This window comes from Boseongicola aestuarii, assembly GCF_900184815.1.
GTDB lineage: Bacteria > Pseudomonadota > Alphaproteobacteria > Rhodobacterales > Rhodobacteraceae > Boseongicola > Boseongicola aestuarii.
In genome coordinates this window covers 100,964-124,908 of the sequence record NZ_FXXQ01000005.1, presented here as the reverse complement: position 1 = coordinate 124,908, position 23,945 = coordinate 100,964, and the positions used below count along the sequence as shown (strand labels likewise).

General features: G+C 57.0%; 20 protein-coding genes. 15 read left to right on the top strand and 5 right to left on the bottom strand.

Translation table 11 applies throughout. The features are described 5' to 3' along the window. Positions 1 to 210 precede the first annotated feature (210 nt). Both mgtE and BOA8489_RS09045 read left to right on the top strand, forming a co-directional pair. Positions 211 to 1,593 carry a magnesium transporter gene (gene mgtE / locus BOA8489_RS09050; RefSeq protein WP_093973702.1) on the top strand — a complete coding sequence of 461 codons (1,383 nt, stop codon included), beginning with the start codon at positions 211 to 213 and terminating at the stop codon, positions 1,591 to 1,593. A 54-nt stretch (positions 1,594 to 1,647) separates the two neighbouring features. Then, positions 1,648 to 3,261 carry an FMN-binding glutamate synthase family protein gene (locus tag BOA8489_RS09045; RefSeq protein ID WP_093973805.1) on the top strand — a complete coding sequence of 538 codons (1,614 nt, stop codon included), beginning with the start codon at positions 1,648 to 1,650 and terminating at the stop codon, positions 3,259 to 3,261. A 62-nt stretch (positions 3,262 to 3,323) separates the two neighbouring features. Here BOA8489_RS09045 and gabT read toward each other — a convergent pair whose 3' ends face one another. Then, positions 3,324 to 4,706: a 4-aminobutyrate--2-oxoglutarate transaminase gene (gene gabT, locus BOA8489_RS09040; RefSeq protein ID WP_176440249.1), complete on the bottom strand. Its 1,383-nt coding sequence runs from the start codon at positions 4,704 to 4,706 to the stop codon at positions 3,324 to 3,326. A 227-nt stretch (positions 4,707 to 4,933) separates the two neighbouring features. Here gabT and BOA8489_RS09035 point away from each other — a divergent pair, with 227 nt between their 5' ends. Both BOA8489_RS09035 and BOA8489_RS09030 read left to right on the top strand, forming a co-directional pair. Further along, positions 4,934 to 5,488, top strand: coding sequence for a cupin domain-containing protein (locus tag BOA8489_RS09035; RefSeq protein WP_093973701.1), 555 nt, complete (start codon positions 4,934 to 4,936; stop codon positions 5,486 to 5,488). Positions 5,489 to 5,662: 174 nt separating this feature from the next. After that, on the top strand, positions 5,663 to 5,968 hold the full coding sequence (locus BOA8489_RS09030) for an oligopeptide/dipeptide ABC transporter ATP-binding protein (RefSeq protein WP_245813750.1): 306 nt from the start codon (positions 5,663 to 5,665) through the stop codon (positions 5,966 to 5,968). 48 nt (positions 5,969 to 6,016) lie between these two features. On the opposite strand, the gene BOA8489_RS09025 is transcribed toward BOA8489_RS09030, so the two are convergent. Further along, complete coding sequence (locus BOA8489_RS09025; protein WP_093973700.1) at positions 6,017 to 6,889, bottom strand: MurR/RpiR family transcriptional regulator; 873 nt, start codon at positions 6,887 to 6,889, stop codon at positions 6,017 to 6,019. 118 nt (positions 6,890 to 7,007) lie between these two features. On the opposite strand from BOA8489_RS09025, the gene BOA8489_RS09020 reads away from it, so the two are divergent. Genes BOA8489_RS09020 through BOA8489_RS08990 form a run of 7 tightly spaced genes read left to right on the top strand, consistent with a single transcriptional unit; the run spans position 7,008 to position 14,712 of the window. Next, a complete protein-coding gene (locus tag BOA8489_RS09020) occupies positions 7,008 to 7,787 on the top strand; it encodes an N-formylglutamate amidohydrolase (protein ID WP_093973699.1) in 780 nt (259 codons plus the stop codon). Continuing rightward, a complete protein-coding gene (locus BOA8489_RS09015) occupies positions 7,787 to 8,344 on the top strand; it encodes a TRAP transporter small permease subunit (protein ID WP_093973698.1) in 558 nt (185 codons plus the stop codon). Before BOA8489_RS09020 ends, BOA8489_RS09015 begins: the two co-directional genes overlap by 1 nt. Then, positions 8,344 to 9,672 carry a TRAP transporter large permease gene (locus BOA8489_RS09010; protein WP_093973697.1) on the top strand — a complete coding sequence of 443 codons (1,329 nt, stop codon included), beginning with the start codon at positions 8,344 to 8,346 and terminating at the stop codon, positions 9,670 to 9,672. Before BOA8489_RS09015 ends, BOA8489_RS09010 begins: the two co-directional genes overlap by 1 nt. 46 nt (positions 9,673 to 9,718) lie before the next feature. Beyond that, complete coding sequence (locus BOA8489_RS09005) at positions 9,719 to 10,750, top strand: TRAP transporter substrate-binding protein (protein WP_093973696.1); 1,032 nt, start codon at positions 9,719 to 9,721, stop codon at positions 10,748 to 10,750. Positions 10,751 to 10,807: 57 nt separating this feature from the next. Next, positions 10,808 to 12,169, top strand: a complete 1,362-nt coding sequence (locus tag BOA8489_RS09000; RefSeq protein WP_093973695.1) for a glutamine synthetase family protein — start codon at positions 10,808 to 10,810, stop codon at positions 12,167 to 12,169. Between the two features lie 4 nt (positions 12,170 to 12,173). Beyond that, a complete protein-coding gene (locus tag BOA8489_RS08995; protein WP_093973694.1) occupies positions 12,174 to 13,547 on the top strand; it encodes an aldehyde dehydrogenase family protein in 1,374 nt (457 codons plus the stop codon). Between the two features lie 4 nt (positions 13,548 to 13,551). Beyond that, positions 13,552 to 14,712 carry an iron-containing alcohol dehydrogenase gene (locus tag BOA8489_RS08990; protein WP_093973693.1) on the top strand — a complete coding sequence of 387 codons (1,161 nt, stop codon included), beginning with the start codon at positions 13,552 to 13,554 and terminating at the stop codon, positions 14,710 to 14,712. 172 nt (positions 14,713 to 14,884) lie between these two features. Here BOA8489_RS08990 and BOA8489_RS08985 read toward each other — a convergent pair whose 3' ends face one another. Genes BOA8489_RS08985 through BOA8489_RS08975 form a run of 3 tightly spaced genes read right to left on the bottom strand, consistent with a single transcriptional unit; the run spans position 14,885 to position 19,276 of the window. Next, positions 14,885 to 15,766, bottom strand: a complete 882-nt coding sequence (locus BOA8489_RS08985) for a DMT family transporter (protein ID WP_245813748.1) — start codon at positions 15,764 to 15,766, stop codon at positions 14,885 to 14,887. After that, on the bottom strand, positions 15,750 to 18,095 hold the full coding sequence (locus BOA8489_RS08980; protein WP_093973692.1) for a PIG-L family deacetylase: 2,346 nt from the start codon (positions 18,093 to 18,095) through the stop codon (positions 15,750 to 15,752). Before BOA8489_RS08980 ends, BOA8489_RS08985 begins: the two co-directional genes overlap by 17 nt. 14 nt (positions 18,096 to 18,109) lie before the next feature. Continuing rightward, positions 18,110 to 19,276: an ROK family transcriptional regulator gene (locus BOA8489_RS08975; protein WP_093973691.1), complete on the bottom strand. Its 1,167-nt coding sequence runs from the start codon at positions 19,274 to 19,276 to the stop codon at positions 18,110 to 18,112. Positions 19,277 to 19,372: 96 nt separating this feature from the next. On the opposite strand from BOA8489_RS08975, the gene BOA8489_RS08970 reads away from it, so the two are divergent. From BOA8489_RS08970 to BOA8489_RS08955, 4 genes are all read left to right on the top strand, one after another. Continuing rightward, the gene (locus tag BOA8489_RS08970) at positions 19,373 to 20,629 is read left to right on the top strand and encodes an extracellular solute-binding protein (protein ID WP_093973690.1); all 1,257 of its coding nucleotides are present in this window, start codon (positions 19,373 to 19,375) and stop codon (positions 20,627 to 20,629) included. 66 nt (positions 20,630 to 20,695) lie between these two features. Then, positions 20,696 to 21,583, top strand: a complete 888-nt coding sequence (locus tag BOA8489_RS08965) for a carbohydrate ABC transporter permease (protein ID WP_093973689.1) — start codon at positions 20,696 to 20,698, stop codon at positions 21,581 to 21,583. Continuing rightward, the gene (locus BOA8489_RS08960; RefSeq protein ID WP_093973688.1) at positions 21,583 to 22,464 is read left to right on the top strand and encodes a carbohydrate ABC transporter permease; all 882 of its coding nucleotides are present in this window, start codon (positions 21,583 to 21,585) and stop codon (positions 22,462 to 22,464) included. The genes BOA8489_RS08965 and BOA8489_RS08960 overlap by 1 nt, the downstream gene beginning before the upstream one ends. Further along, positions 22,461 to 23,945, top strand: a complete 1,485-nt coding sequence (locus BOA8489_RS08955; RefSeq protein ID WP_093973687.1) for an argininosuccinate lyase — start codon at positions 22,461 to 22,463, stop codon at positions 23,943 to 23,945. The genes BOA8489_RS08960 and BOA8489_RS08955 overlap by 4 nt, the downstream gene beginning before the upstream one ends.

Sequence of the window (23,945 nt, the reverse complement as noted above, 5' to 3'; positions counted from 1 at the left end):
GACGAAAGACGGTGATTTCCGCAACTGAATTTGTGAAAAATCATCAATTTTGTTTATTATTTTGAACAAAAGGGCTACGCCAAGGGCCACAACTGGCCACAAGCGGCACCTTTGCGCGGCGAAAAGTGACCGGGTTAACGCCGGATCCTCATAGAATCGCTTTTAAGTTTGGGGGCGCTTTCCGGCCTGCAAATTCGAAGGGAAAAGTGCATGACGCCAACACAGTCGCTTGAAGACGTCCAGCCCGATATCGATATCACCGAGTCCGTTGAAAGCGCCCTGAAGGAGGCCAATGCGGCGGAACTGAACGTCTTGCTGGAAAGCGTCACCATCAGCGAGGCGCTCCGTGTTGTTCTCGCGTTTACGCCTGACGAACGTGACAGCCTGATTTATCTCATTTCGGCGGAACTTGCGTCCCGGCTGATTGATGAGGCACCGCTTGAACTGGCCGGCGAACTTATTGAACGGCAGGAGAGCGAAAAAGCCGCCGAGATCTTTGACGAGCTGGATTCGGATGTGCAGGCTGACGTCATCGCCGAGCTTGATCCGAATGATGCAGAGGCGATTCTGGCTTCGATCAAGCCGGAAGACGCCGCGGCGGTACGTCGACTGACCGAATATGACCCGGACACGGCGGGCGGTCTGATGCTTGCCGACGCTTTCAAATTCCGCGCTGACCAGACGGTCGGAGCGGTGCTGCGCAGCCTTGCCAGCGACGACGAAGACCTTGAGCGCTACAATGGTCAGCATCCTTATATCGTTGACGAAGCGAACCGTCCGGTTGGAGTGGTTTCGCTTCGTGGTTTGCTGACGGCGAAGCGAAGTGTGAAACTGGATGAAATCATGGTCGCGCCGATGACCGTGACGGCAAATGCGTCGCTTACGGCGTTGCAAGATTTGTTCAACGACCATGATTTTCTGGGCTTTCCGGTGGTCGATGGATCAGGTGAGCTTGTCGGTGTTGTATCCCGTACTGCCGTTGACGCGGCCATTCTGGCGCGTGCTGAAGGCGAAAACCTTCGTATGCAGGGTATTGTGGGAGACGAACTGCGGACGATGCCGCTGGCGATCAGATCACGCAGGCGGCTGGCCTGGCTGTCGGCAAATATCGTTCTCAACATCATCGCAGCCAGCGTCATTTCGGCTTACGAAGAAACACTTGCCGCGGTGATTGCAATCGCGGTGTTCCTGCCGATGGTTTCCGACATGAGTGGTTGCTCGGGCAACCAGGCTGTTGGCGTTACGATGCGCGAGCTTTCGCTGGGTTTGGTGCGCCCAAAGGACGCCATGCGCGTGTGGCTGAAAGAGGTCTCGGTTGGGGTGATCAACGGCATCGTGCTTGGGATTCTCATTGGCATCGTTTGCTGGATCTGGAAAGGAAATCCGTACCTGGGTCTGGTCATTGGACTTGCTCTGGCGGTCAATACGGTGATTGCCGTGTCTATTGGTGGCGTGGTGCCGCTCTTGCTCAAAGGAGTGGGGCAGGACCCTGCTGTCGCAAGTGGCCCGCTGCTGACGACAATCACGGATATGGCCGGGTTCTTTCTTGTGCTCAGTCTCGCAACGCTGATGATGCCCCTGCTTCTGCAGTAGCCGGACAAGTGGCCTTCTGTCTTTATGCCTACGACACCCGAAAAGGAGATGACCATGCAAATCAAATATGACCTTGGACGCTTCACCGCTTTCGCACTTTGCGGTTTGTTGACCATCGCATCTCTCATCGGGTTGTTTTGGACTGCGTGGGCTCTGATTCCGTTGATTTTATTCGCCGCGCTTACCGCGCTGGGGGTTGTCGATGTTGTCCAGAGCAGTCACTCGATCCTGCGAAACTACCCAGTCATCGGGCACATGCGTTTTTTGTTTGAAGGTATTCGCCCGGAGATTCGGCAGTATCTCATCGAAAGCGATCAGGACGAGGAACCGTTCAGCCGGGATGCACGATCGCTGGTCTATCAAAGGGCAAAAGGCATGGAGGACAAGCGCCCTTTTGGCTCGCGCATGCGGGTCTATGATGCCGGTTATGCCTGGGTCACCCATTCGGTCATGCCGAAACACCTGACAGACACCGACTTCCGGGTCACCATCGGCGGGCCGGCCTGCGCGCAGCCTTATGAGGCCTCTATTTACAATATCTCGGCGATGAGTTTCGGAGCATTGTCCGCCAACGCGATTTCCGCGCTGAACAAGGGGGCGAGAATCGGAGGCTTCGCTCAGGATACGGGCGAGGGCGGGGTCAGCCGATACCACCGCGAAGGCGGCGGTGATCTGATTTACGAGATCGGATCGGGCTACTTTGGATGCCGCAATGACGATGGCACGTTCAACGTCGACAAATATTCCGTGCAGGCCGCAGAGCCGCAGATCAAGATGATCGAACTGAAGCTGAGCCAGGGCGCGAAACCCGGTCACGGCGGGATGCTGCCTGCCGCAAAGATCAGTCCGGAGATCGCAGAGGCGCGGGGCGTGCCTATGGGGCAAGACTGCGTTTCGCCCGCCAGTCACTCGGCATTTTCCACACCTTTGGAAATGATGCAGTTCATCGGCACCCTGCGCGAGAAATCGGGTGGCAAGCCGGTTGGTTTCAAGCTGTGCATTGGCCATCGCCGCGAGTTCATGTGCATTGTCAAAGCCATGCTAGAGACCGGGATCGTTCCGGATTTCATCGTGGTCGACGGCACCGAAGGGGGAACGGGTGCCGCCCCGCTGGAGTTCGCAAATCACGTCGGGATGCCTATGATGGAAGGTCTGACGTTCGTGCACAATACGCTGCGCGGTGCAGGCCTGCGGGATCAGATCAAGCTGGGTGCTGCAGGTAAGCTCGTTTCGGCTTTTGACATAGCGCGGGCGCTTGCGACAGGCGCGGATTGGTGCAACTCAGCGCGGGGTTACATGTTCGCAATCGGGTGCATACAGGCTCAGGCCTGCCACACAAATCATTGCCCGGTCGGTGTCGCGACACAGGACGCGCTCCGACAACGTGCCCTTGACCCCGAGGACAAAAGCCAGCGTGTCGCGCGGTTCCACAGGAACACATTGGCAGCTTTGGGCGAGATGACGGGGGCTGCGGGTTTGTCGAACCCGGGCGAGTTCCAGCCGCGCCATTTGATGATCCGGCAGTCGGACGCGCAAATGGTGGCCGGGGATGAAGCGTATTACAGTCTTGGGATTGGTGCGCTTCTGGAGCCATCAAAGGACGATCCCGGAGGCTATCACGCGCGCTGGGCGCGGGCGGATGCTTCGCAGTTTGCTGCTCTTGAATGATACGAAAAGAGGCGAACCCGAAGGTCCGCCTCTTGCTTCCTGCTCAGTTCCTTGGGGGAATGTCAGAGCAGATCGTTCAGTGCATCGGCAAGTGCCGCCTCGAAAATGGTCAGACCTTCTTCGATAATCTCATCCGAAGCGGTCAGCGGAACCATGATCCGCAGGGCGTTGCCGTGCATACCGCAGGCCAGCAAGATGAGGCCCCGCTTCAATGCATGAGCCACAACCGCCTTGGTCAGGTTGGCGTCGGGGGTCGCTGTATCGAAGTCGGTCACGAATTCAACAGCCAGCATCGCGCCAAGGCCGCGAATGTCCCACATCCGGTAGGGTGCGACGCGCGCGCCAATATCGGCAAAGCGTGCGCGGAAGGTTTCGCCCAAAGCGGTCGAACGGGCCAGCAGGCCCTCTTCCTCAATTGCCTCAATTGCGGCAAGAGCGGCGGCACAGGCGACGGGGTTTCCGCCGTATGTTCCGCCCAATCCGCCGGGGATGACGGCGTCCATGACGTCTGCCCGGCCGATAACGCCGGCGATCGGGTAGCCACCAGCCATGGATTTCGCGACAGTGATCAGGTCGGGCACAACGCCCGAATGTTCAATTGCGAACCATGTGCCAGTGCGGCCGAAGCCCGCCTGGATTTCATCGGAGATCAGCATGATTCCATGCGTGTCACAGATGTCGCGCAATGCTTGCATCATCTCGAATGGAACAGGTGTATACCCGCCTTCGCCTAGAACGGGCTCGATGATGATGGCCGCAACGCGCTCGGGCTGTGCATCCGTCAGGAAAAGGTTCTGCAAGCCAGTCAGTGCATCCTGAACGGTTATGCCGTCTCGCACGCTCGGGAATGGCGCTCGGAAGATGTCTGAAGGGAAGGGGCCAACGTCTTTCTTGTAAGGCGAGATTTTCCCCGTCATGCCTAACGTCAAAAGCGTGCGTCCGTGATAGCCGCCGGTGAAAGCGATAACGCCGGGGCGACCCGTCGCGACCCGCGCAATCTTGACAGCGTTCTCGACGGCTTCTGCGCCGGTCGTCACCAACAGTGATTTCTTGGCGTGGTCACCCGGTGCCAATGCATTCAGCTTCTCGGCCAATGCGACGTAAGGCTCGTAGGGGACTACCTGGAAGCTGGTGTGTGTGTAATGGTCTTCCTGCGCCTTCGCGGCAGCAATGACCTTGGGGTGACGGTGACCGGTGTTCAGCACGGCGATGCCGCCGGCGAAATCGATAAAGCGGTTGCCTTCGACGTCCCAAAGCTCGGCGTTCTCGGCACGCTGGACAAAGATCGGTGCAGCCGAAGCCACGCCGCGTGCGACGGCAGCTTCACGGCGGGCGATCAGACCGTCATTCGTTGTTGCGGCCCGAGCGACGTCAGGCACCACGGAAATGGTTGCCTGGCGCTTGGACGCCGGTTTGCGGGATTTCTTTTTTACGTTGGTCGTCATTTCGGAAGGTATCCTTATTAGAGACAACACAGGCCAATTCTGGGGTGTTTAAAATTCTCATAATACGTTTAATTTAGCTGTCAATGCAAATGCGATGGTTCGTCTCGGGGTCAGGAGTGACCGTCTGACGCAGTCAGGGATTGTGCAGCAAAAACGGTATTAATCCCCACTTTGATATATTACGTTGCTTTAACGGAAGAATTCCAAACAAATTCAAAGGTTCCGGCGTGGACATTGGAAAGAGACTGCAATCAATCCGAAAAGAAAGAGGGTTGTCACAGCGTGAACTTGCCGCTCGGGCGGGGCTGACCAATGGTACGGTCTCATTGATCGAAAAGAACAAGACGAGCCCTTCAGTTGCCTCGCTGAAAAGCTTGCTGGATGCGATTCCCATGAGCATCGCCGAGTTTTTTGCCACGATCGAGGAAGGCACCGACAACAAGATCTTCTACAGCGCGGAAGAATTCCTGGAGGTTGCACCGCAAGCCGGTTTTGGTGGCCTGTCGTTGCGCCAGCTTGGGGACGCCAGCACGCACTCAATACAGTTATTGGATGAGTCTTATCCGCCAGGTGCAGATACCGGTCCCGAGATGATGTCGCATGTGGGTGAAGAGGCCGGTATTGTCATTGAAGGCGAGATTGAAATCACGGTCGGCGATCTGGTCAGAGTGCTAAAAGCGGGCGAGGGGTATCTCTTTGAAAGCCGTCAGCCGCACCGATTTCGCAATAACGGCTTGGTGAGCTGCCGCGTGGTCAGTGTGTGCACCCCGCCAACCTTCTAGATCGAGCTACATTCCTGATTTCAGCGCGGCATCGAAGTCAGCTCAGGACGTGGGTCAGCCGAGCTTTCTTGATTGGTGAAAGATGCGAGACACAGACGCGGCCTTGGAAAACAGGTTCGCATGTGCCCGGCGTGACCTGAGCGTTGTGGCCCATGTCTGTGACTTGCTGCGGTGATGTATCTGGGGCGCGTTATTGAAACAGCGCCGACACGAACGCTGTTTTCTAACCCGCGTCATCCCAATACGACGACTTTGCTGTCTGCGAATCCTTCTCTTAATCCAGACGACCGCGGCCGCGCGCAAATGCTGGAAGACGAAATTTCCTCACCGACCAATCCCCCGCCGGGATGGAAGTTTCAGACCCGTTGCCCACATGCGATTGACCTTTGCTGCGTCGAAGGGCCGGCAATGGAGACTGCGGGAATCGAGCACTTCGTCGCGTGCCATCGCTGGAGAGAACTCCGTGAGCCGGCGCTTTGATGTTGCTTTCGGAGGGTTCGAATTGAGGCTGGCTGGCGCGCATGTGGCCTAGGTGAACTTTCGAAATAGCTTTGTTTGATCGAACATGTCCTCCAATGCTTCCATTCGATCCTTGGTGTCGCCCCAGGTCAGGCCCTGAACGCTTGAGATCATCGTTTCCAGCAACAACAAAGGTGTTGCGGCAGAATCCCAGGCGGACGGCACGACGATCCGGCAGCTAAAGCTGATCTCGGCCAGATGATGCACAGGCGATCGCCACTGGTCGGTGAAAAGGATAATTCTTGCGCCTTTGGAATGCGCCATTTCAGCCAGTTTGAGCGTGTTGTTTTCGTAGCGGCGCATGTCGAAAATGATGAAGACATCGCCTTCCTTAACGTCCAGCAGATAGTGCGGCCAGGCGTTTGAGGTGGATTGGATATGCGTGATCTTCGGTCGGATCACCTGCATGTGCAGGAACAGATATTCCGCCAGCGTGTGTGTGATGCGGCCTCCAACGATGAAAAGATTGTGGGTGGTGTCGGCGCTGAGTGCGCAAGCCTTGTCGAAATCCTCGGGATCGATCTGACCCAGCGTATGTCGGATATTGTCAATCACGGCATCGGTAAGACGATTTAACAGGTGTTCGGACGGCGCACCGTCTGCCCAGCTGTCATGCTTGGAGATAGGGTCCTTGGCCTTTGCTTTAAGCTCTTCGCGCAGTTCCGCCTGAAACTCAGGGTATCCGTTGAACCCGAGTTTCTGGACCATGCGGGCGACCGTCGGCACCGAGACTTCGGCGTCTTTCGCAAGCGCGCTGAGCGGCCCAAGGCCAGAGGCAGGGTAGTTTTCCAGGATCGAATGGGCGAGCTGACTCTCGGCGCGCGTCAGGTCATCCAACTGGCTTTGGATGCGATCTGAAATTGTGAGCCGCGCTTCGTTCATTTGGTCGCCCTATTTTTGATCGATAAAATAACATACCCGTTTCGATTGTTATATAATTTTCATTATTGTGTTGACGGATGCCTGTTTTGGCAAGAGGGTTGATCGAGCGGGAGGGCAAATGAAACACCGTGACATCAAAACAGAAGATGGCTGCGTTTCCTTGGCGAATGCCGGTGGCTCATCGTCCGTTGTTCTTGTTTGCGAACATGCCTCAAATGACATTCCGGCACGTTTCAATGGATTGGGGCTGTCGGCTGATGACCGCAAGAGCCACGCGGCCTGGGATCCGGGGGCGCTGGGCGTTGCGCAAAGCCTGTCCAGGCACCTCGATGCGCCGCTTGTTTCAAGCAGAATCTCCAGATTGGTTTACGATTGCAACCGCCCGCCTGAGGCGCCCGACGCGATGCCGGAGCGCAGCGAGGTGATCGAAGTGCCGGGAAACAGGTCCCTGAGCGCCATTGATCGAAATGAGCGTGTGGCGGCTTACTACCTGCCCTTCCGCGCGGCCCTGAGCCGGACGATACAGCAGATGACCCGACCGATTATCGTGACCGTTCACAGTTTTACGCCGGTGTATCACGGCGCGTTGCGCACGGTTGAAATCGGTGTCCTGCATGACAGCGATACCCGGCTGGCGGATGCCATGCTGCAAACGGCTGATGCGCATACACGCGCTGATGTGCAGCGCAACCAGCCTTATGGGCCGGAACACGGTGTGACGCATACACTGAAGGAACACGCGATCAGGGACGGGCATTTGAATGTCATGCTGGAAATCCGGAACGACCTTATCGCTTCGACCGAGCAACAAGAAAACTTTGGCGCGATGATTGCCGGTTGGCTGGTGGATGCAGTGGCTTTGATCGGGATTCAGGGGGATGTGAAGTGTCACGCCTGATGCATGGGTATATCCGCATCGTGGATGCAGTGAACTTGCGCGTGGGACGTGTGATGATGTACGGCATTTTCGCCCTCATGGCGATCCTGCTGTGGTCGTCGATCAGCAAGGCGTTTTTTGTGCCGTCGCTTTGGACGCTGGAAATGGCGCAGTTCGTGATGGTGGCCTATTACATTCTTGGCGGTCCTTACTCGGTCCAGCTTGGGTCCAATGTGCGCATGGATTTGTTCTATGGCGACTGGTCTCCGAAAAAGAAAGCGTGGTTCGACCTGTTCACCATCTGCCTTTTGATTTTCTACCTTTGTGTTCTGCTTTATGGGGCAGTCAGTTCGACCGCCTATTCGCTGGGATACTGGGGGAGCGAGCCGTTTTCGTACCTCGGAGGGCTGGTGACGGGCGCAGAAGAGCTCGGACGGCTGGAGCGATCGTCCACCGCGTGGCGACCTTATTTGTGGCCGATCAAGGCGGTCATAGTTTTGGGCATGTTCCTGATGCTGCTCCAATGCATCTCGGAATTTTTCAAGGACTACCTGCGTATCAAGGGTGAAGCGATCTGATGTCGTATGAATTGATTGCGATACTGATGTTCTCATCAATGATGCTGATGCTGCTCACCGGACAACGCGTTTTTGGGGCAATCGGCTTTATCGCGGTCGTCGCGGCGCTTTTGTTGTGGGGAGATAGGGGCGGTTTTGACATTGGCTTTTCCGCAGCGATGAAGCTGATGAAATGGTATCCGCTTCTGACGCTGCCGATGTTCATTTTCATGGGTTACGTGCTGTCGGAGAGCAAGATCGCCGATGACCTTTACCGGATGTTTCACGTCTGGATGGGGGGCTTGCGCGGGGGACTTGCGATCGGAACGATTGGCCTGATGGTGCTGATCTCGGCGATGAACGGATTGAGCGTCGCGGGCATGGCAATCGGATCGACAATCGCTCTGCCGGAGTTGCTGAAACGGGGTTATGACAAGCGGATGGTGACGGGCGTTATTCAGGCTGGATCCAGTCTGGGTATCCTTGTGCCGCCCTCGGTCGTGCTGGTTCTTTACGCGATGATCGCGCGGCAACCTGTCGGTCAGTTGTGGTTGGCAGGCGTTCTTCCTGGTCTGATGATGGCCGGGTTGTTCATAGTCTACATCGTTGTGCGCTGTTGGATTAACCCGGTTCTGGGGCCGGTGTTACCGGCCGAAGAGCGCAATATTCCGCGCGCCGAAAAGCTGCGCCTCCTGCGCGCTGGACTGCTGCCGATTGTCATTTTCGCAACCATGATGGTGCCTTTCGTGAATGGCTGGACCTCACTGGTCGAAAGCTCGGCGATCGGGGCGTTGGCCGCTTTCGTGGCGGCGGTCCTCAAGGGACGCATGACGCGAGAAGTTTTCGAAAACTCGGTCCGCAATACGCTTGGCATTACCTGCATGTTCATGTGGATCATCCTCGCGGCTTTGGCATTTGGCGCGGTATTCGACGGGTTGGGAGCTGTGAAAGCCATCGAGAGCGTCTTTACCGAGCGCCTGAACCTCAGCCCGTGGATGATCCTGATCCTGATGCAACTCAGCTTCATTCTGATGGGCACGTTTCTGGACGATACCGCCATGCTGGTGATCGTGGCACCTTTGTATGTGCCTCTGGTCGGAGCGCTTGGCTTTGATCTGATCTGGTACGGCATTCTTTATACGATCACGACGCAAATTGCGTATATGACGCCGCCGTTTGGGTATAATCTGTTCTTGATGCGGGCCATGGCGCCGCCGGAGATTTCGATCCGGGACATCTATGCGTCCATTACGCCTTTTGTCATGATCATGGTGCTGGCTCTGGTTCTTGTGATGATCTTCCCGGGCATCGCCACATGGCTTCCTGACTACGTATACAACAAACAATAATAGAACCGCCGTTCAGGTGGTCATCATTTAACCAAGGAGAGAAAACATGACTTCAAGACGTAAATTCATCCAAGGTGCCGCCGTCCTTCCTGCGGCCTCGCTGGCGACTCCGGCACTTGCTCAAAGCAAGATCACCTGGCGTATGCAAACCTATGCTGGCGCCGCGCTTGCCGCCGAGGTGATCGACCCGGCGATCAAGATGTTCAACACGATCGCAGGCGATCGCATGCAGATCGAGTTGTTCTATGCAGATCAACTGGTCCCGACGGGTGAGCTGTTTCAGGCGCTTCAGCGCGGCACGATCGACGCGGTGCAATCGGACGACGATTCGATGGCGTCGCCTACGGAGGTGACTGTATTCGGGGGCTATTTCCCGTTCGGTTCACGCTATTCACTCGATGTGCCCGTGCTGTTCAACCAGTATGGACTGAACGAGATCTGGGACGAGGAATATTCAAAAGTCGGTGTCAAACACATCTCGGCAGGCGCTTGGGATCCGTGTCACTTTGCCACCAAAGACCCGATCCGCAGCCTTGCGGATCTGAACGGCAAGCGCATCTTTACCTTCCCGACCGCTGGGCGCTTCCTGACCCAGTTCGGCGTCGTGCCGGTCAACCTGCCATGGGAAGACATCGAAGTCGCCGTGCAGACGGGTGAGTTGGACGGGATTGCCTGGTCTGGCATCACCGAAGACTACACCGTTGGTTGGGCTGACGTGACGAATTACTTCCTGACAAACAATATCTCCGGCGCATGGGCCGGGTCGTTTTTTGCCAATATGGATCGTTGGAATGAATTGCCGGAAGACCTGCAAACGCTGTTCCGGGTATGCTGTGACCAGTCGCATTACTATCGTCAATGGTGGTACTGGGGTGGCGAAGCCAATCTGCGGGTCAACGGCACCAAGTTGGAGCTCACGACAATCCCGGACGAAGAATGGGCGACCGTCGAAACGGCTGCGCAGGTCTTCTGGGAAGAGATCGCCGCAGAGTCCGAGACCAAGCGACGCGTTGTTGATATTTTCAAGAAATACAACGCAGATATGGTCAAGGCCGGACGGCCTTATCGTTACACCTGAACAGACGTCGGGGGTCGCGCACGCGCGGCCCCCACTCCAGATTGAAATGGACACGCCATGCCCGACAAAATGACCTTCGATAATCTGAAATCCCGCGTTGCAGACGGTGGAATTGACACGGTTCTTGTGTGCCTCGTTGATATGCAGGGGCGTTTGATGGGCAAGCGTTTCCATGCGCAGGCCTTTGTCGAGAGCGGATACGACGAAACGCATTGCTGCACGTATCTGCTGGCAACGGATATCGAAATGGCGACCCCCGACGGCTATGCCGCGACCAGTTGGCAGCAGGGGTACGGCGATTACATCATGAAGCCTGATCTCACCACGCTGCGCCCTGTTCCCTGGCTTGAGGGCACCGCTATGGTCCTGTGCGATGCCTTAGATCATCACCACAAGCCAATCGCCCATTCTCCGCGCGCAATGCTGCAAAAACAGATCGCGCGCTTGGCTGAAATGGGGCTGACGTCGACGATGGCGACAGAGCTTGAATTCTTTCTGTTCGAGAAGTCATTCAGCGAGATCACAAAAAGCGGGTTTCGTGAGCTGACACCGATCAGCGATTACAACGAAGATTATCACATTCTGCAAACCACCAAGGAAGAGGCGGTCATGCGCCCGTTGCGCAACCATCTTTATGCCATGGGTATCCCGGTCGAAGGGACCAAAGGCGAAGCAGAGGCTGGACAAGAAGAGCTGAACATCAAGTACGCTGATGCGCTTGCCTGCGCCGATCATCATTCCATAGCGAAACATGCGGTCAAGGAAATCGCGTGGCAACAGGGTCACGCCGCGACATTTCTGCCGAAATGGCATCATGACCGGACCGGCTCGGCCAGCCACGTTCATCAGTCTCTTTGGAAGGATGGCAAGTCTGCTTTTTTCGACCCCGACCGACCGCTCGGGAAATCGGAAATCATGGATCACTACATGGCTGGCTTGCTGAAATATGCCGCCGACTACACGTATTTCCTGGCACCTTACGTCAACAGTTACAAACGCTTTGCCAAGGGAACGTTCGCGCCGACCCGCATAATCTGGTCTGTGGACAATCGTACCGCAGCCTATCGCCTGGTCGGTGAAAACGGCCCGGGCATTCGCGTTGAATGCCGTATTCCGGGGGCCGATATGAACCCCTATCTGGCGCAAGCCGCGATGCTAGCCGCAGGCCTCAAGGGGATCGAGGAAGAATTGGTCTTGCCCCCGGCTTATGCAGGCGATGCCTATCTCGACGATACTTCGGAACACATTCCACGCAATCTGCGCGATGCGAAGGACGCGCTGTATCAATCATCCATGCTTCGCGAGGCGATGGGCGATGCGGTGGTCGATCACTATGTCCGCGCCGCGACATGGGAACTTGAGGAATTTGACCGTGTGGTGACCGATTGGGAAATCGCGCGCGGCTTTGAAAGGGCTTAAAGTCATGACAATCCAGTGCATCTCGCCGATTGATGGCTCGGTTTATGTCACACGCGAGGTATTGTTGCGGACCCAAGCCGATGAGGCCGTTGCCCGTGCGCGTTTGGCGCAAAAGAAATGGGCGGCGCGCCCCTTGTCGGAACGTATCGCATTGGTCCAGGCGGGAGTTGCGGCCGTGGGCGCGATGAACGACGAGATCGTCCCTGAACTTGCGTGGCAAATGGGCCGTCCGATCCGCTATGGCGGGGAATTCGGCGGCTTCAGCGAGCGTGCGACCTACATGGCGCAGATTGCACAAGAGGCGTTGGCCCCGATCGAGATCGAGGACAGCGACGCCTTTCGCCGGGTCATCAAGCGCGTACCGCACGGGCTTATTTTGGTCGTCGCGCCTTGGAACTACCCGTTCATGACCGCGATCAATACCGTGGCGCCGGCTCTGATTGCAGGCAACGCGGTCATGCTCAAACATGCTTCGCAGACACCGTTGGTGGGTGAGCGTATGGTCGCGGCGTTCTACGCGGCGGGCGTCCCTGCGGACGTTTTTCAGAACGTTTTCCTTGACCACCAAACGACGTCAGACCTGATTGCTTCCCGCGCCTTCGAGTTCGTGAATTTCACAGGTTCCGTCGGAGGTGGCCGCGCGATGGAGGCTGCTGCCAGCGGAACTTTCACCGGGCTTGGACTGGAGCTTGGCGGCAAGGACCCCGGTTACGTCATGGACGACGCCAACCTGGACGCAGCAGTGGATACTCTGATCGACGGTGCGATGTTCAATTCTGGCCAGTGTTGTTGCGGAATAGAACGCATTTACGTCCACGAAAGCTTGTTTGACGCCTTCGTGGAAAAAGCCGTTGCCATTGTGAACGGCTACAAACTGGGCAATCCGCTTGACCCCGAAACTACGCTTGGGCCGATGGCGAATGTGCGGTTCGCCGATGCGGTTCGCAGCCAAACCGCCGAGGCTATTGCCGCGGGGGCAAGGGCTCATATCGACCCGACCGATTTCCCCGAAGACGGCGGGGCATATCTGATGCCGCAAATTCTGACGAACGTGACCCACGAGATGCGCGTCATGCGCGAAGAGAGCTTTGGCCCCGTCGTCGGTATCATGCCGGTCAAGGATGACGCCGAGGCGATCCGGCTGATGAATGACAGCGACTTTGGTCTGACGGCCTCACTTTGGACGCAAGACACGGTACGCGCCGAGGCGATTGCCGATAAGATAGACACCGGCACAGTGTTCATGAACCGTGCCGATTATCTTGATCCGGGTTTGTGCTGGACCGGCTGCAAGGATACCGGGCGCGGCGGCGGACTGTCGATCATTGGCTATCACAATCTAACCCGTCCCAAATCCTATCACCTCAAGAAAGTCTGACGACATGAGCATCAAAGCAAACTGGTCTTATCCCACGGCCATTCGATTTGGCGCAGGCCGGATATCCGAGATCGCTGACGCTTGCGCAGCTGCGGGGATCAAGAAACCCCTTTTGGTTACCGACCGGGGTCTTGCCTCAATGGCGATCACTACCAAAACGCAGGACCTGCTTGAGGACGCCGGTCTGGGCCGTGCGATCTTTGCCGATGTTGATCCGAACCCGAACGAAAAGAACGCTGAAGCCGGGGTGAAAGCCTATCGCGATGGCGGTCATGACGGCGTGATCGCCTTTGGGGGCGGCTCTGGCCTGGACCTGGGGAAGCTGGTGGCATTTCTTGCCGGACAAACCAGACCGCTTTGGGATTTTGAGGATATCGGCGACTGGTGGACGCGGGCCGATGCGGATGCAATCGCCCCGATCGTCGCGGTTCCCACGACGGCGGGCACTGGCTCTGAAGTCGGTCGCGCCTCGGTGATCACCAATTCCGAGACGGCCGAAAAGAAAATCATCTTTCACCCCAAGTTTCTGCCAACGGTGGTGATCTGCGATCCGGAACTGACTGTCGGCATGCCCAACTTCATCACCGCCGGCACTGGTCTGGATGCGTTCGCTCATTGCGTTGAGGCCTATTGTTCTCCACATTACCATCCGATGTCTCAAGGTATTGCGTTGGAGGGGATGCGGTTGGTGAAAGACTATCTGCCGCGTGCCTATGCTGTCGGAAATGACATCGAGGCTCGCGCGCACATGATGTCTGCCGCTGCCATGGGAGCCACGGCGTTTCAAAAGGGTCTGGGGGCCATTCATGCGCTTTCTCATCCGATTGGCGCCATACATCACACCCACCATGGCACGACCAACGCCGTTTGCATGCCCGCCGTGCTTCAGTTCAACAAACCGGCCATCGCCGGCGTCATTGAAAAGGCTGCTCGATATTTGGATATCGACGGCGGTTTTGACGGTTTCTGCACCTATGTCGACGAGTTGAATGCGTCGCTTGGCATACCGAAAAACCTGACCGCGCTCGGCATCGAAAACCCGGACATTGATCGCCTTGTCGCAGGTGCTTTGCGGGATCCAAGCACGGGCGGAAACCCGGTCGAAATGACGAAGGAAAACACAAGGGAACTCCTTCTCGCCTGCATTTCCTATGGCGATGCCTAGTCGCAGACACTTGAGCGAAAGCAGCGCGGACGGCGCGGTATCTGGAGATTGGGTCCCGGTCGGCGGCTGCATTGCTCTTTGATGGGGCATTGATGAGGCGTCCGGCACCGGTTTATCGCTGCGAGAGAAACGGCTCGCAACCGAAAGGCGGGCCGCAAGAATTGCTTGGATTTCAAGAGGATGCGGCGGCAATCCGGGGCGCGCGACGTAGTGTGATCCACAAGGTCGCAGCAATGATCAACAATGCTCCGACCCAGAAGCTGAAGCTCGGCGCCTCGTCGAAAACGAGGTATCCAACCGTGGTGGAAAACAAGAGACTTGCATAGGAAAGGATCGCCAGAAACGCCGCCTGACCATACCGGTGCGCACGCAAGAAGCAGAATTGGGCACATTGGGCGAAGGCTCCGATTGCAAGCAGCGCAGGCCATTGCCCTGCCGGCACAGGCTGCCACGTCGACAGCGCGAAGGGCGCTGAAATGAGTGTGAGGCCGGCTGTGTAAAAGGTCATCATGACGACTGTCGGGGCTTCGACCAGTCGGCGGGTGACGATCACCACCGCCGTCGCGGCAAGAACCGTGATGACCTGCGCAACAAGACCCGAGCCGCCCGACAAGGTTGAAGGTTCGACCGCGATGACGACCCCGATCAATCCGATCAGCGCCGCGACCCAGCGCCCGCCCGAGATGACCTCACGCAGGATCAGCGCGGCAGCGATCATCGTCAGGATTGGCCGCGTAAAGCTCATGGCCGTGAACAGCGCGAGGGGCAGGCGTGTGATTGCATAGAAACTGGCTGTCAGAGCAATCGCGGAGAACACGACACGCATGGCGTGCAGGTGCAAGTCTGGCAGGCCGACGAAGGCGCGACGCTGGCGCAGGACCCACGGCAGCATCAACACCAGCCCGACGAGGGCTCGCAGAAACACGATCTGAAAGGCAGGGTAGCCCAGGCCGATTGCCTTTACGATCGCCAGCGCCCAGATGTTGAGCGACATATCAGCCAAAAGCCAGGCCGCGCCGGTCAGATTGCGCGGTGGATCAGTTCCTTCGGGCAAGAAGGTTGGCCATGATGCGGAAGGCGCCGGGTGTCAGTTTTTCCATCTGGTGGTGCAGGATCAGCGAGGTATGGACGTGGCGTCCCTTGCCGACGTCTGCAACCAGCAATGCGCCATCCAGAGGTGCTTCGTCGGGATCATGCATGGATATCAGGGGTTTATAGGCGGGATCCCAGTCCTTGGCGAAGTAGAGCCCACGTTCCTTGTGCCAGCCGGCCCAGTCGTCTTCACTGATTTCATTCGGCATGTGTAAAAGCGAATGCTCGGGTTCCAGCAGCGTGACCTCGGCGGCTTCGTCCGTCACACGCCACCTGAGAGACGGCTGCCCGATCTCAAGGCGATGCGGCGGTGTGGCTTCAGGATTCCAGTTGTCCCAAGGACGATGATAAAGCGTAACCAATGTCCCTCCGTTCCGGGTCCAGTCGTGAATTCTGGGCATGGCTTTCGCAAGACCGGGGCAGAATTTCATGGCGAAGATGCCGATCACAAGAGTATCGAATTGTGCCAACGTTTCGTCGTTCAACTGGTGCTTTGAAAGGTCCGTGACGTCGGCCCCGATGCGGTCCAGCCAATGTGCGACACGATCATTCCCACCGCCGATATACCCGACTTTGACGTCTGGAAGTTTTGCTTCAACGACGCGAACGCGGACTTCCGCCGGACGTATGAGTGCCCGAGGGGGGAGGCCGTGGTGCTGAATACGCTGCACACTTCGAGCGGGTGCGCCGTCAATCTCAAGCGCCAGCGTATAAATGCCAGGACTTACATCGCTCGGAGCTTCCAGCGAGAAAACATGACCGGCCTGCGAGACCGCCCAACCTTCCGGAGCCTGCAATGTGGCGTCAGCGCCTGCGGGTCCGACATCGTCGAGCCGGACCATGATCGTGCGATTTTCGGCTGCTGAGTTGATGACGTCCTCGCCAGGGGTCAAGGTTGCTGACCGCGCAGGAATGATGACCGGAGCTGTCTCAAATGGAACGCGTGTGGTCGAATGCGTGCCCATCGTTTTCAGCGTTACCTCAAGGCAGGGGGCTTCGGGTTCGCCGGGCAGATAGGTGTCCGGGTAAGGGTTGCTTGGATAGGTGGCCTCGTCAATGGTCACGGTTGAGCCGTTGAGCGACCAACCGGCCGGCAGAACAGGCGAAACTTCGACCGTGGCGGGGTGGCGATCTATGCGGATTCCAACGCTTTCCGAGGGTCTCAGGATGTTGCGTTCAAACGCGCCTGTGACCGCGACGCCAGCTGCGATGCGGATGACGGTGCCAAGCTGTGACCGCTTCCGATCAAGCTTGTGGCCGATTGCGTCTTCGCTGTCTTTGCCGAGTATGGCCCGAGCCCGATCTAGAGCGGTGAGCGCCAGTGCGGCACGTTTTACAATCTCTGATTGGTTGGGAAAGGCGACGATTGCCGCGTCAATATTTTGTTGTGCGTTTGCAAGGTGTTCGGTGGCTTCTGGGGCGGACAGGTCGCCAAGGGTCAGGGCGAGCCCTGAAGTCAGGCCTGTGTCGGGGCCGCCTGTGCGGCTGCGGACGAGGTGGAGCGGGAAATCGGTTTCTTCGCCCCGGTTGACCCAACGCCCCATCGCTTGAGTGGCGTGTCTTACCCGACTTTGCTGGCCCATGCGGGCGAAACTCCAACCGGTGACCGGGTCTTCGTCCATGGCTTTGATGGTGAGCGTGGCGGGCGGAGGAGGGAGGTCGTCGTCATAGGCCTGACCCGCGCCGGACCATGCTGGAAGGTAGAGCTTTTTCACCTCCCAAACGGGCAGATCGCAGTCGCTATAGGCAGGGTCCGCCGCAAGGTCCATGACGGTGTGTGCCGCTTCCGTCATTGCCCGGTGGTGTCCGTGCTGGCCGGGGATATCGAGGAAAGTCGGGCAGATGATGTCCGGCCGCTCGCGACGGATGATGTGAACGAAACGCGCCAACGTGCGCGCGCGGTCCCACTTTGCAAGCGTTTCTTTACCAGATTTGGAAAACCCGAAATCGAAGATCGTGTCGTCAGGGCTTTCGGATAGCCAATACATGCGCAAATCAAGCTGGTCGCAGGCGGCTTCCATTTCGACGGTGCGCAAGATCCCCAGTGCATGCGTCGTTTCAGTTCCGATATCGTTCTGTCCTCCCTCGCCGCGCGTCGAGCAGGCGTAGGAAATGTCGATGCCATCGCGGAAGCGCAGGGCCGCAAGCATGGCGGACGTTTCGTCATCTGGGTGTGCGCCGGTGTTCATAAATGAGACAACGCTTTTGAGGGCAGTCAGAGCTTTCCAAAGGACGACGATGCGCGGTGCGCTTTGGTCGCGGGCAATCCGGTCTTTGTCAGTAAGGGGCATGGACCGCTTTCCGATCAGTGAGCATGGGCGATATGGGGCGAAAGTGTTCGGTGAAGCACAAGAGCCGCCGCGCCAAGAGTCGCGGTCATGCGGCCAGATGCACCGCGCTGAAGTCGTGGATGCATTGAATCCGGCCGATGCGAGACCGATTGGTCCGCAAGCGCCGTATTCGTCACGAAATGATCCAGAATGGCGTCGGGCATAGCCCCGCCAAGGATCACGGTTTCGGGATCGAACAGGTTCTCGACAATGGAAATTGCGTATGCCAAAGCGTCGGTCGCCGACGCCAGCCAGTTCATGAGATCCTTGTCTTTTTCGGCGAAAAGGGCCGCGAGTGTGTCGATATCTTCGCCTTTCTTTCCCACATTCTGGAGGTGCCTTTGAAGCGACAGACGACTTAGAGCGCTCTCCAGATTCCGCGCTTTTGCTGGCATGGGGATATGTCCGATCTCGCCGGCGTTGCCGAATGCGCCCTGTATCAGGTTGCCTCCACTTACAAGCCCAAGTCCGAGACCTGCTCCGAAATACAGGTAAGCGTAATTCGAAATGCCCTGCGCGGCCCCGTTCAGTCGCTCTGCCATCGCGGCCGCATTAGCGTCATTGCTGACTTCAACCGGAAGCGCCAGCGCGCGAGAAAACAATGTGTTTGCGTCGACGTCACGCCATTCGTCGAGGTCCGTTCCGTGCCCCTTAATGCCGGTCGGACCGAAGGGTCCCGGCATGACAATTCCCGCGCCAAGCATTCGGGCTTTGGCCCCCGCTTCATCCGCAAGGGCTTCGTGGTAGAGGGATTTGATCTGGAAAACGACGGTTTTCGGGTCGTTCTTTTTCAGAGCGACTCTTTTTGTCATCACCGGTTCGCCTGCCATGTTCAAAAGGGCCGCGAAAACTGCGTCGGGGCGCACCTCGATCCCGAAGGCATAGCCGCCTTTCGGATTGAGGGCGTATTGTCTGGCCGGCAGGCCGCGGCCAGACGTCAGTTGCCCGCGTTCGACCAATAGGCCGTCGTCCGAGAGTTCTGCTATGATATTGCTGACCGCTTGGGTGGAAAGCGACAACGCGCGTCCGATCTCGGCGCGCCCCATCGTTCCACTTCGGTGGATCTGTCCCAGCACGGCCTGCCGGTTGCGGTGCCGCGAACGTTCGGCATTGCTGCCTTTCTGGGAAGCGCGTTGAAACATATCCGGGGATTAACTCAAACTGATTGAACGATCAATCTAATTGAGTTAATCGGGTAGCAGGATCAAAAACGAAAAAATCTTCTTGGGAGTTATCAAATGAAAAAGCAATTCAAGGGTATGGTCGCCGCTGGCCTGACCTCGGCTGCGGCACTTTTTGCATCAACGGCAAATGCCGTTGAGATCGAATACTGGCAGTATTTTTTCGATGCACGGGTCACGGCGATGGAGCAGTTGATCGAGAATTTCGAAGCCGCCAACCCGGATATAACAGTGACGATGACGCATTTCCCCTATGCCGACTATCGCACTAAAGTCGCCGCCGCGATACCGGCGGGTGAGGGGCCTGATGTCGTACAGTTGTTTTACGGCTGGCTGAATGACTATGTGCAGGCGGAGTTGATTCAGCCGTTGCCAGCGGACACATTCCCGGCGTCGACAATAGACGAAGAATTCTTCCCGATGGTTCAGGCGATGAAGGATGGCGACGCATATTGGGCGCTCCCAACAGCCGTTCGCTCGCTGGCGCTCTTTTACAACGAGCGTCTGATGGAAGAGGCCGGGGTCGAGCCTCCGACCAACATGGAAGAGTTTTTGGCCGCGGCTGCTGCAATGACGAAGGTTGACGGAGCTGGCAACCTTACACAAGTTGGAGTCACTGCGGGGATGACGGCGCAGGACCACCACTGGTGGCGTGAGGGCCTTGTCCGTCAGATGGGTGGCGAGCCATACACCAACGACTATCAAACGGTAAACTACAACTCAGAAGCGGGTGTTAAAGCGCTAGAGTTCTACACGGACCTTTTTGAGGGCGAAAACCCGGTTACGGCGATCGGCTTCATGGATGAACCGCAAGCGGCCTTCAAAGCAGGCAGAGCAGGCATGCACATTGACGGTTCGTTCCGGATCGGATCGTTGAACAATACGCGGGGCCTGAAGTGGGGCGTGACCGAGTTGCCGGCAATGGCTGATGGCACACGGTCGAACTATTCCTCCTACTGGGTGAATGCGATCACGACCAAGGCAGAGGGCGAAAAGTACGATGCCGCGGTTAAGTTTATGCAGTACATCACCTCGGACGAAGCCATGCAAATCTGGCTTGATGTGGTGGGTGAATTGCCAGCAAAGCCATCGGTTGGGCTGACAGAAGCAAATGCAAATGATGCGACTTACGGTCCGTTCATTCGTGGACTTGCTTATGCCAATACAACGAAGTTCGCCAATGAAAGTGCTCAGCGACAGCTTATGGTCGAAATGGTCGAGCGCATTCAGCTTCAGGACATGAGCGTTGAAGACAGTCTTGCGATTGCAGCGGAAGCTGAGCAGAAAATCCTCGACGAATACTACAGCAAATAGAGCTGTTTGGTGCCGTTCCGGTCTTCGCGGCCGGGGCGGCATGTTTCGACCCTAAAGGGCGCCTTCATGTATCGCAATCTTACCATTCGCCAGAAGCAGATTGTCTGGGCGTGGGGCTTTCTGGCCTTGCCGGTGATCTTTTATGTGGTGATCCGGTTTTACCCGACAGGGAATGCCATTGTTATCAGCTTCCAGAACTGGAACCTGCTGGGTGATCGCACATGGGCGGGGCTGGAGAACTACAAAAAACTCTGGAATGACCCGGTCTTCTGGAAGGTCTTCCAGAACACGTTTCTTTATCTTCTGATCGGGACGCCGCTGAGCCTCATCCTTTCATTCGTGATTGCGTATCACCTTGACAAGCTGCGGTTCATGCACGGCTTCTTGCGGATGCTGTATTTCCTGCCGTTCATGACAAGTGCTGTGGCGATGGCATGGGTCTGGCGCTGGTTCTATCAGGACGTCCCCATCGGGTTGTTCAACAACATTCTGGCCGGGTTCGGGATCCCGCAGATTGCGTTTCTGCAATCGACGACCAATGCCTTGCCGTCTGTTCTGGCCCCGGCGGTCTGGGCGGGACTGGGCTTTCAGGTGATCATTTTCATGGCCGGTATCCGCGCCATTCCGACAAGCTATTACGAAGCTGCCAAGATCGATGGAGTGGGGTGGTGGACTGTTTTGACACAGATCACGCTGCCACTGCTGCGACCAACGATCGTGTTCATCGTCGTCTTTTCGTCGATAGGGTTCCTGCGGATTTTCGATCATGTGTTCAACATGACGACCAATAATCCCGGCGGACCTTTGAATTCGACGAAGCCGCTTGTGCTGATGATCTATGACACAGCGTTCAATGGCTTTGATATGGGGTACGCCGCTGCGCAGACCGTTGTTCTGTTTACCATTCTTTTGGTCGTCTCGCTCATTCAACTTCGACTGCTGAGGAGCAATTGATGGTCGCTGCTCCGGATGTCCCGCGCGCTTCGTCCGACGCGCTTTTGAATGCCCAGCCCGCGCCCAAGTCGCGCAATATGGGACAGATCATCCGCTGGCTTGTGCTGTTTTTCGGCGGGATCCTGATGGTCATGCCGATTGCATACATGATCTCGACATCGCTGAAGTGGCCGCACGAAGTTTATAACGTCAATCTGATCCCCGAAGAGCCAACCATTGAGAACTACACCTTCGTTCTGGAAGATGGCCGCTTCTACTGGTGGTTCGTGAACTCGATCATCATCGCGACGATCACGACGATCTCGAACCTGCTGTTTGACTCGCTGGTGGGATATACGCTCTGCAAATTCCGCTTTCCCGGACGCACGATCGTTTTCATCGCGATCCTTTCCACGTTGATGATCCCGACCGAAATGCTGGTGATCCCCTGGTACCTGATGAGCCAGAGCTTCGGCTGGCTGGACAGCTATTGGGGTATCATGTTCCCGGGCATGATGACGGCATTCGGGACGTTCCTGATGAAGCAGTTCTTTGAGAGCGTGCCTGATGACTTTATCGAAGCGGCCCGGATCGACGGGCTGAATGAACTGCAGATCTGGTGGACCGTTGCAATGCCTCTCGTAAAGCCTGCACTGGCTGCCTTGGCAATTTTCGTATTCCTCGGCAATTGGACAGCGTTTCTCTGGCCGCTGATTGTGACCAACTCGGTCGACATGTACACAATCCCGGTCGGGCTTTCGGGCTTTGGCGACGAGGCTGACGTTGCTTGGGAGTTGATCATGACCGGTGCCGCAATCAGCACAATTCCGACACTGGTGGTTTTCCTGATTTTCCAACGCTTCATCATTCGCGGCGTGGTCATGGCGGGCCTGAAGGGATGACGGACAAAAGCGTATTCCCTGATCCGGTCTACAAGAGAACCGTGTTGGCGCCGCTGTTTGAGGGCGTGAAGGCGCATTATGCCAGCCACATGGGGGCAATCAACAGGGCACATCTGGTGATGCTGGTTGAGACAAGGGTCTTGTCCGCCGCCGATGGCGCGCAGATCGCCGGGGCGCTTCAGATGATCGAGCGCGAGACCGATGTTGCGGCTTTGGAGTATACAGGTGAGTTCGAGGACTATTTCTTCTACGTCGAGGCAGAACTGCGCCGCCGCCTAGGCGATCTTGGCGGTGCGCTGCATACGGCGCGGTCGCGCAACGACATGGACCATACCTTGTTCAAAATGGCGTTGCGCGGGCTTGCCGAAGCATTGCTGGAGAGTCTGCTGGATTTGTCGGATGCCCTGACGAAGAAGGCCGAGATTGAAGCCAGGACGCTGATTGTCGCTTACACGCACGGGCAACCGGCGCAGCCGACCACGTTCGGCCATTATCTTGGTGCGATGATTGAAGTCCTGAACAGGGATGCGGAACGCCTTTCTGTGGCGATTGATGGACTTGGACACTGCCCGATGGGGGCTGCGGCCATAACCACTTCGGGTTTTCCGATTGACCGCGCGCGAATGGCGGAGCTTTTGGGATTTGAAGCCCCTTTGATGAATTCATACGGCTGCATTGCATCGGTTGATTATGTGACCGGACTATATAGCGCGATGAAGCTTGTATTCCTCCATTTGGGTCGTGTCGTGCAGGATATGGCGTTCTGGTCCAGTTTTGAGGTCGGGCAATTATACGTTCCCAATTCGCTGGTGCAGATCAGTTCGATCATGCCGCAAAAACGCAATCCTGTTCCGATCGAACATATGCGGCACTTGTCGTCCGTGACGGTCGGACGCTGCGATATGGTCGTGAACACAATGCACAACACGCCGTTTACCGATATGAACGACAGTGAAGGCGAAGTGCAGCAAGCCGGTTATGCAGCCTTCGAAAGCGGCGCGCGTGTCATTGAGCTTTTGACGGCGTTCTTGCCTGCTTGTTCGATCAATAGCGATAATGTGAAGCGCAATACGGATGCCGCGTGTATCACGGTGACTGAACTTGCCGACACGCTCGTGCGCGACGAGGCCTTGAGTTTTCGTCAGGCGCATGAGGTCGCGGCTGGAACGGCGCGGTCTGTTATTGAGCAAAACGCGCCGCTTGGTGATGGGTATCAGGCTTTCAAGGCCGCGTTTCTGAGCATTGCAGGGCGTACCACCTCGATGAGTGAGGCCGGCTTCAGGCAGGCGACATCTGCCGAGAATTTTGTGGCCGTCCGGAACCGAATTGGTGGACCTGCGCCCGAAGCTTTGGCCGATGCACTTGCTCAATATCGGGGCGCAACCAAGGCATTGCGCGACAAGCACGCTGTGCGGTCTGACAGAACAGCAGCTGCTTCCCAGCGTTTGGAATCAGCGTTCACTTCCCTTTTGGAGACCTGA

Excerpts from the sequence above, each read along its gene's own strand:
- BOA8489_RS09005 (WP_093973696.1), top strand. The coding sequence starts at position 9,719 with ATGACTTCAAGACGTAAATTCATCCAAGGTGCCGCCGTCCTTCCTGCG.
- BOA8489_RS08980 (WP_093973692.1), bottom strand. The coding sequence starts at position 18,095 with ATGCCCCTTACTGACAAAGACCGGATTGCCCGCGACCAAAGCGCACCG.
- BOA8489_RS09010 (WP_093973697.1), top strand. The coding sequence starts at position 8,344 with ATGTCGTATGAATTGATTGCGATACTGATGTTCTCATCAATGATGCTG.
- BOA8489_RS08975 (WP_093973691.1), bottom strand. The coding sequence starts at position 19,276 with ATGTTTCAACGCGCTTCCCAGAAAGGCAGCAATGCCGAACGTTCGCGG.
- BOA8489_RS08960 (WP_093973688.1), top strand. The coding sequence starts at position 21,583 with ATGGTCGCTGCTCCGGATGTCCCGCGCGCTTCGTCCGACGCGCTTTTG.
- BOA8489_RS09025 (WP_093973700.1), bottom strand. The coding sequence starts at position 6,889 with ATGAACGAAGCGCGGCTCACAATTTCAGATCGCATCCAAAGCCAGTTG.
- BOA8489_RS08965 (WP_093973689.1), top strand. The coding sequence starts at position 20,696 with ATGTATCGCAATCTTACCATTCGCCAGAAGCAGATTGTCTGGGCGTGG.
- BOA8489_RS09000 (WP_093973695.1), top strand. The coding sequence starts at position 10,808 with ATGCCCGACAAAATGACCTTCGATAATCTGAAATCCCGCGTTGCAGAC.
- BOA8489_RS08995 (WP_093973694.1), top strand. The coding sequence starts at position 12,174 with ATGACAATCCAGTGCATCTCGCCGATTGATGGCTCGGTTTATGTCACA.
- BOA8489_RS09030 (WP_245813750.1), top strand. The coding sequence starts at position 5,663 with ATGTATCTGGGGCGCGTTATTGAAACAGCGCCGACACGAACGCTGTTT.
- BOA8489_RS08970 (WP_093973690.1), top strand. The coding sequence starts at position 19,373 with ATGAAAAAGCAATTCAAGGGTATGGTCGCCGCTGGCCTGACCTCGGCT.
- BOA8489_RS09015 (WP_093973698.1), top strand. The coding sequence starts at position 7,787 with ATGCATGGGTATATCCGCATCGTGGATGCAGTGAACTTGCGCGTGGGA.
- BOA8489_RS09045 (WP_093973805.1), top strand. The coding sequence starts at position 1,648 with ATGCAAATCAAATATGACCTTGGACGCTTCACCGCTTTCGCACTTTGC.
- BOA8489_RS09020 (WP_093973699.1), top strand. The coding sequence starts at position 7,008 with ATGAAACACCGTGACATCAAAACAGAAGATGGCTGCGTTTCCTTGGCG.
- mgtE (WP_093973702.1), top strand. The coding sequence starts at position 211 with ATGACGCCAACACAGTCGCTTGAAGACGTCCAGCCCGATATCGATATC.
- BOA8489_RS08990 (WP_093973693.1), top strand. The coding sequence starts at position 13,552 with ATGAGCATCAAAGCAAACTGGTCTTATCCCACGGCCATTCGATTTGGC.
- BOA8489_RS08955 (WP_093973687.1), top strand. The coding sequence starts at position 22,461 with ATGACGGACAAAAGCGTATTCCCTGATCCGGTCTACAAGAGAACCGTG.
- gabT (WP_176440249.1), bottom strand. The coding sequence starts at position 4,706 with ATGACGACCAACGTAAAAAAGAAATCCCGCAAACCGGCGTCCAAGCGC.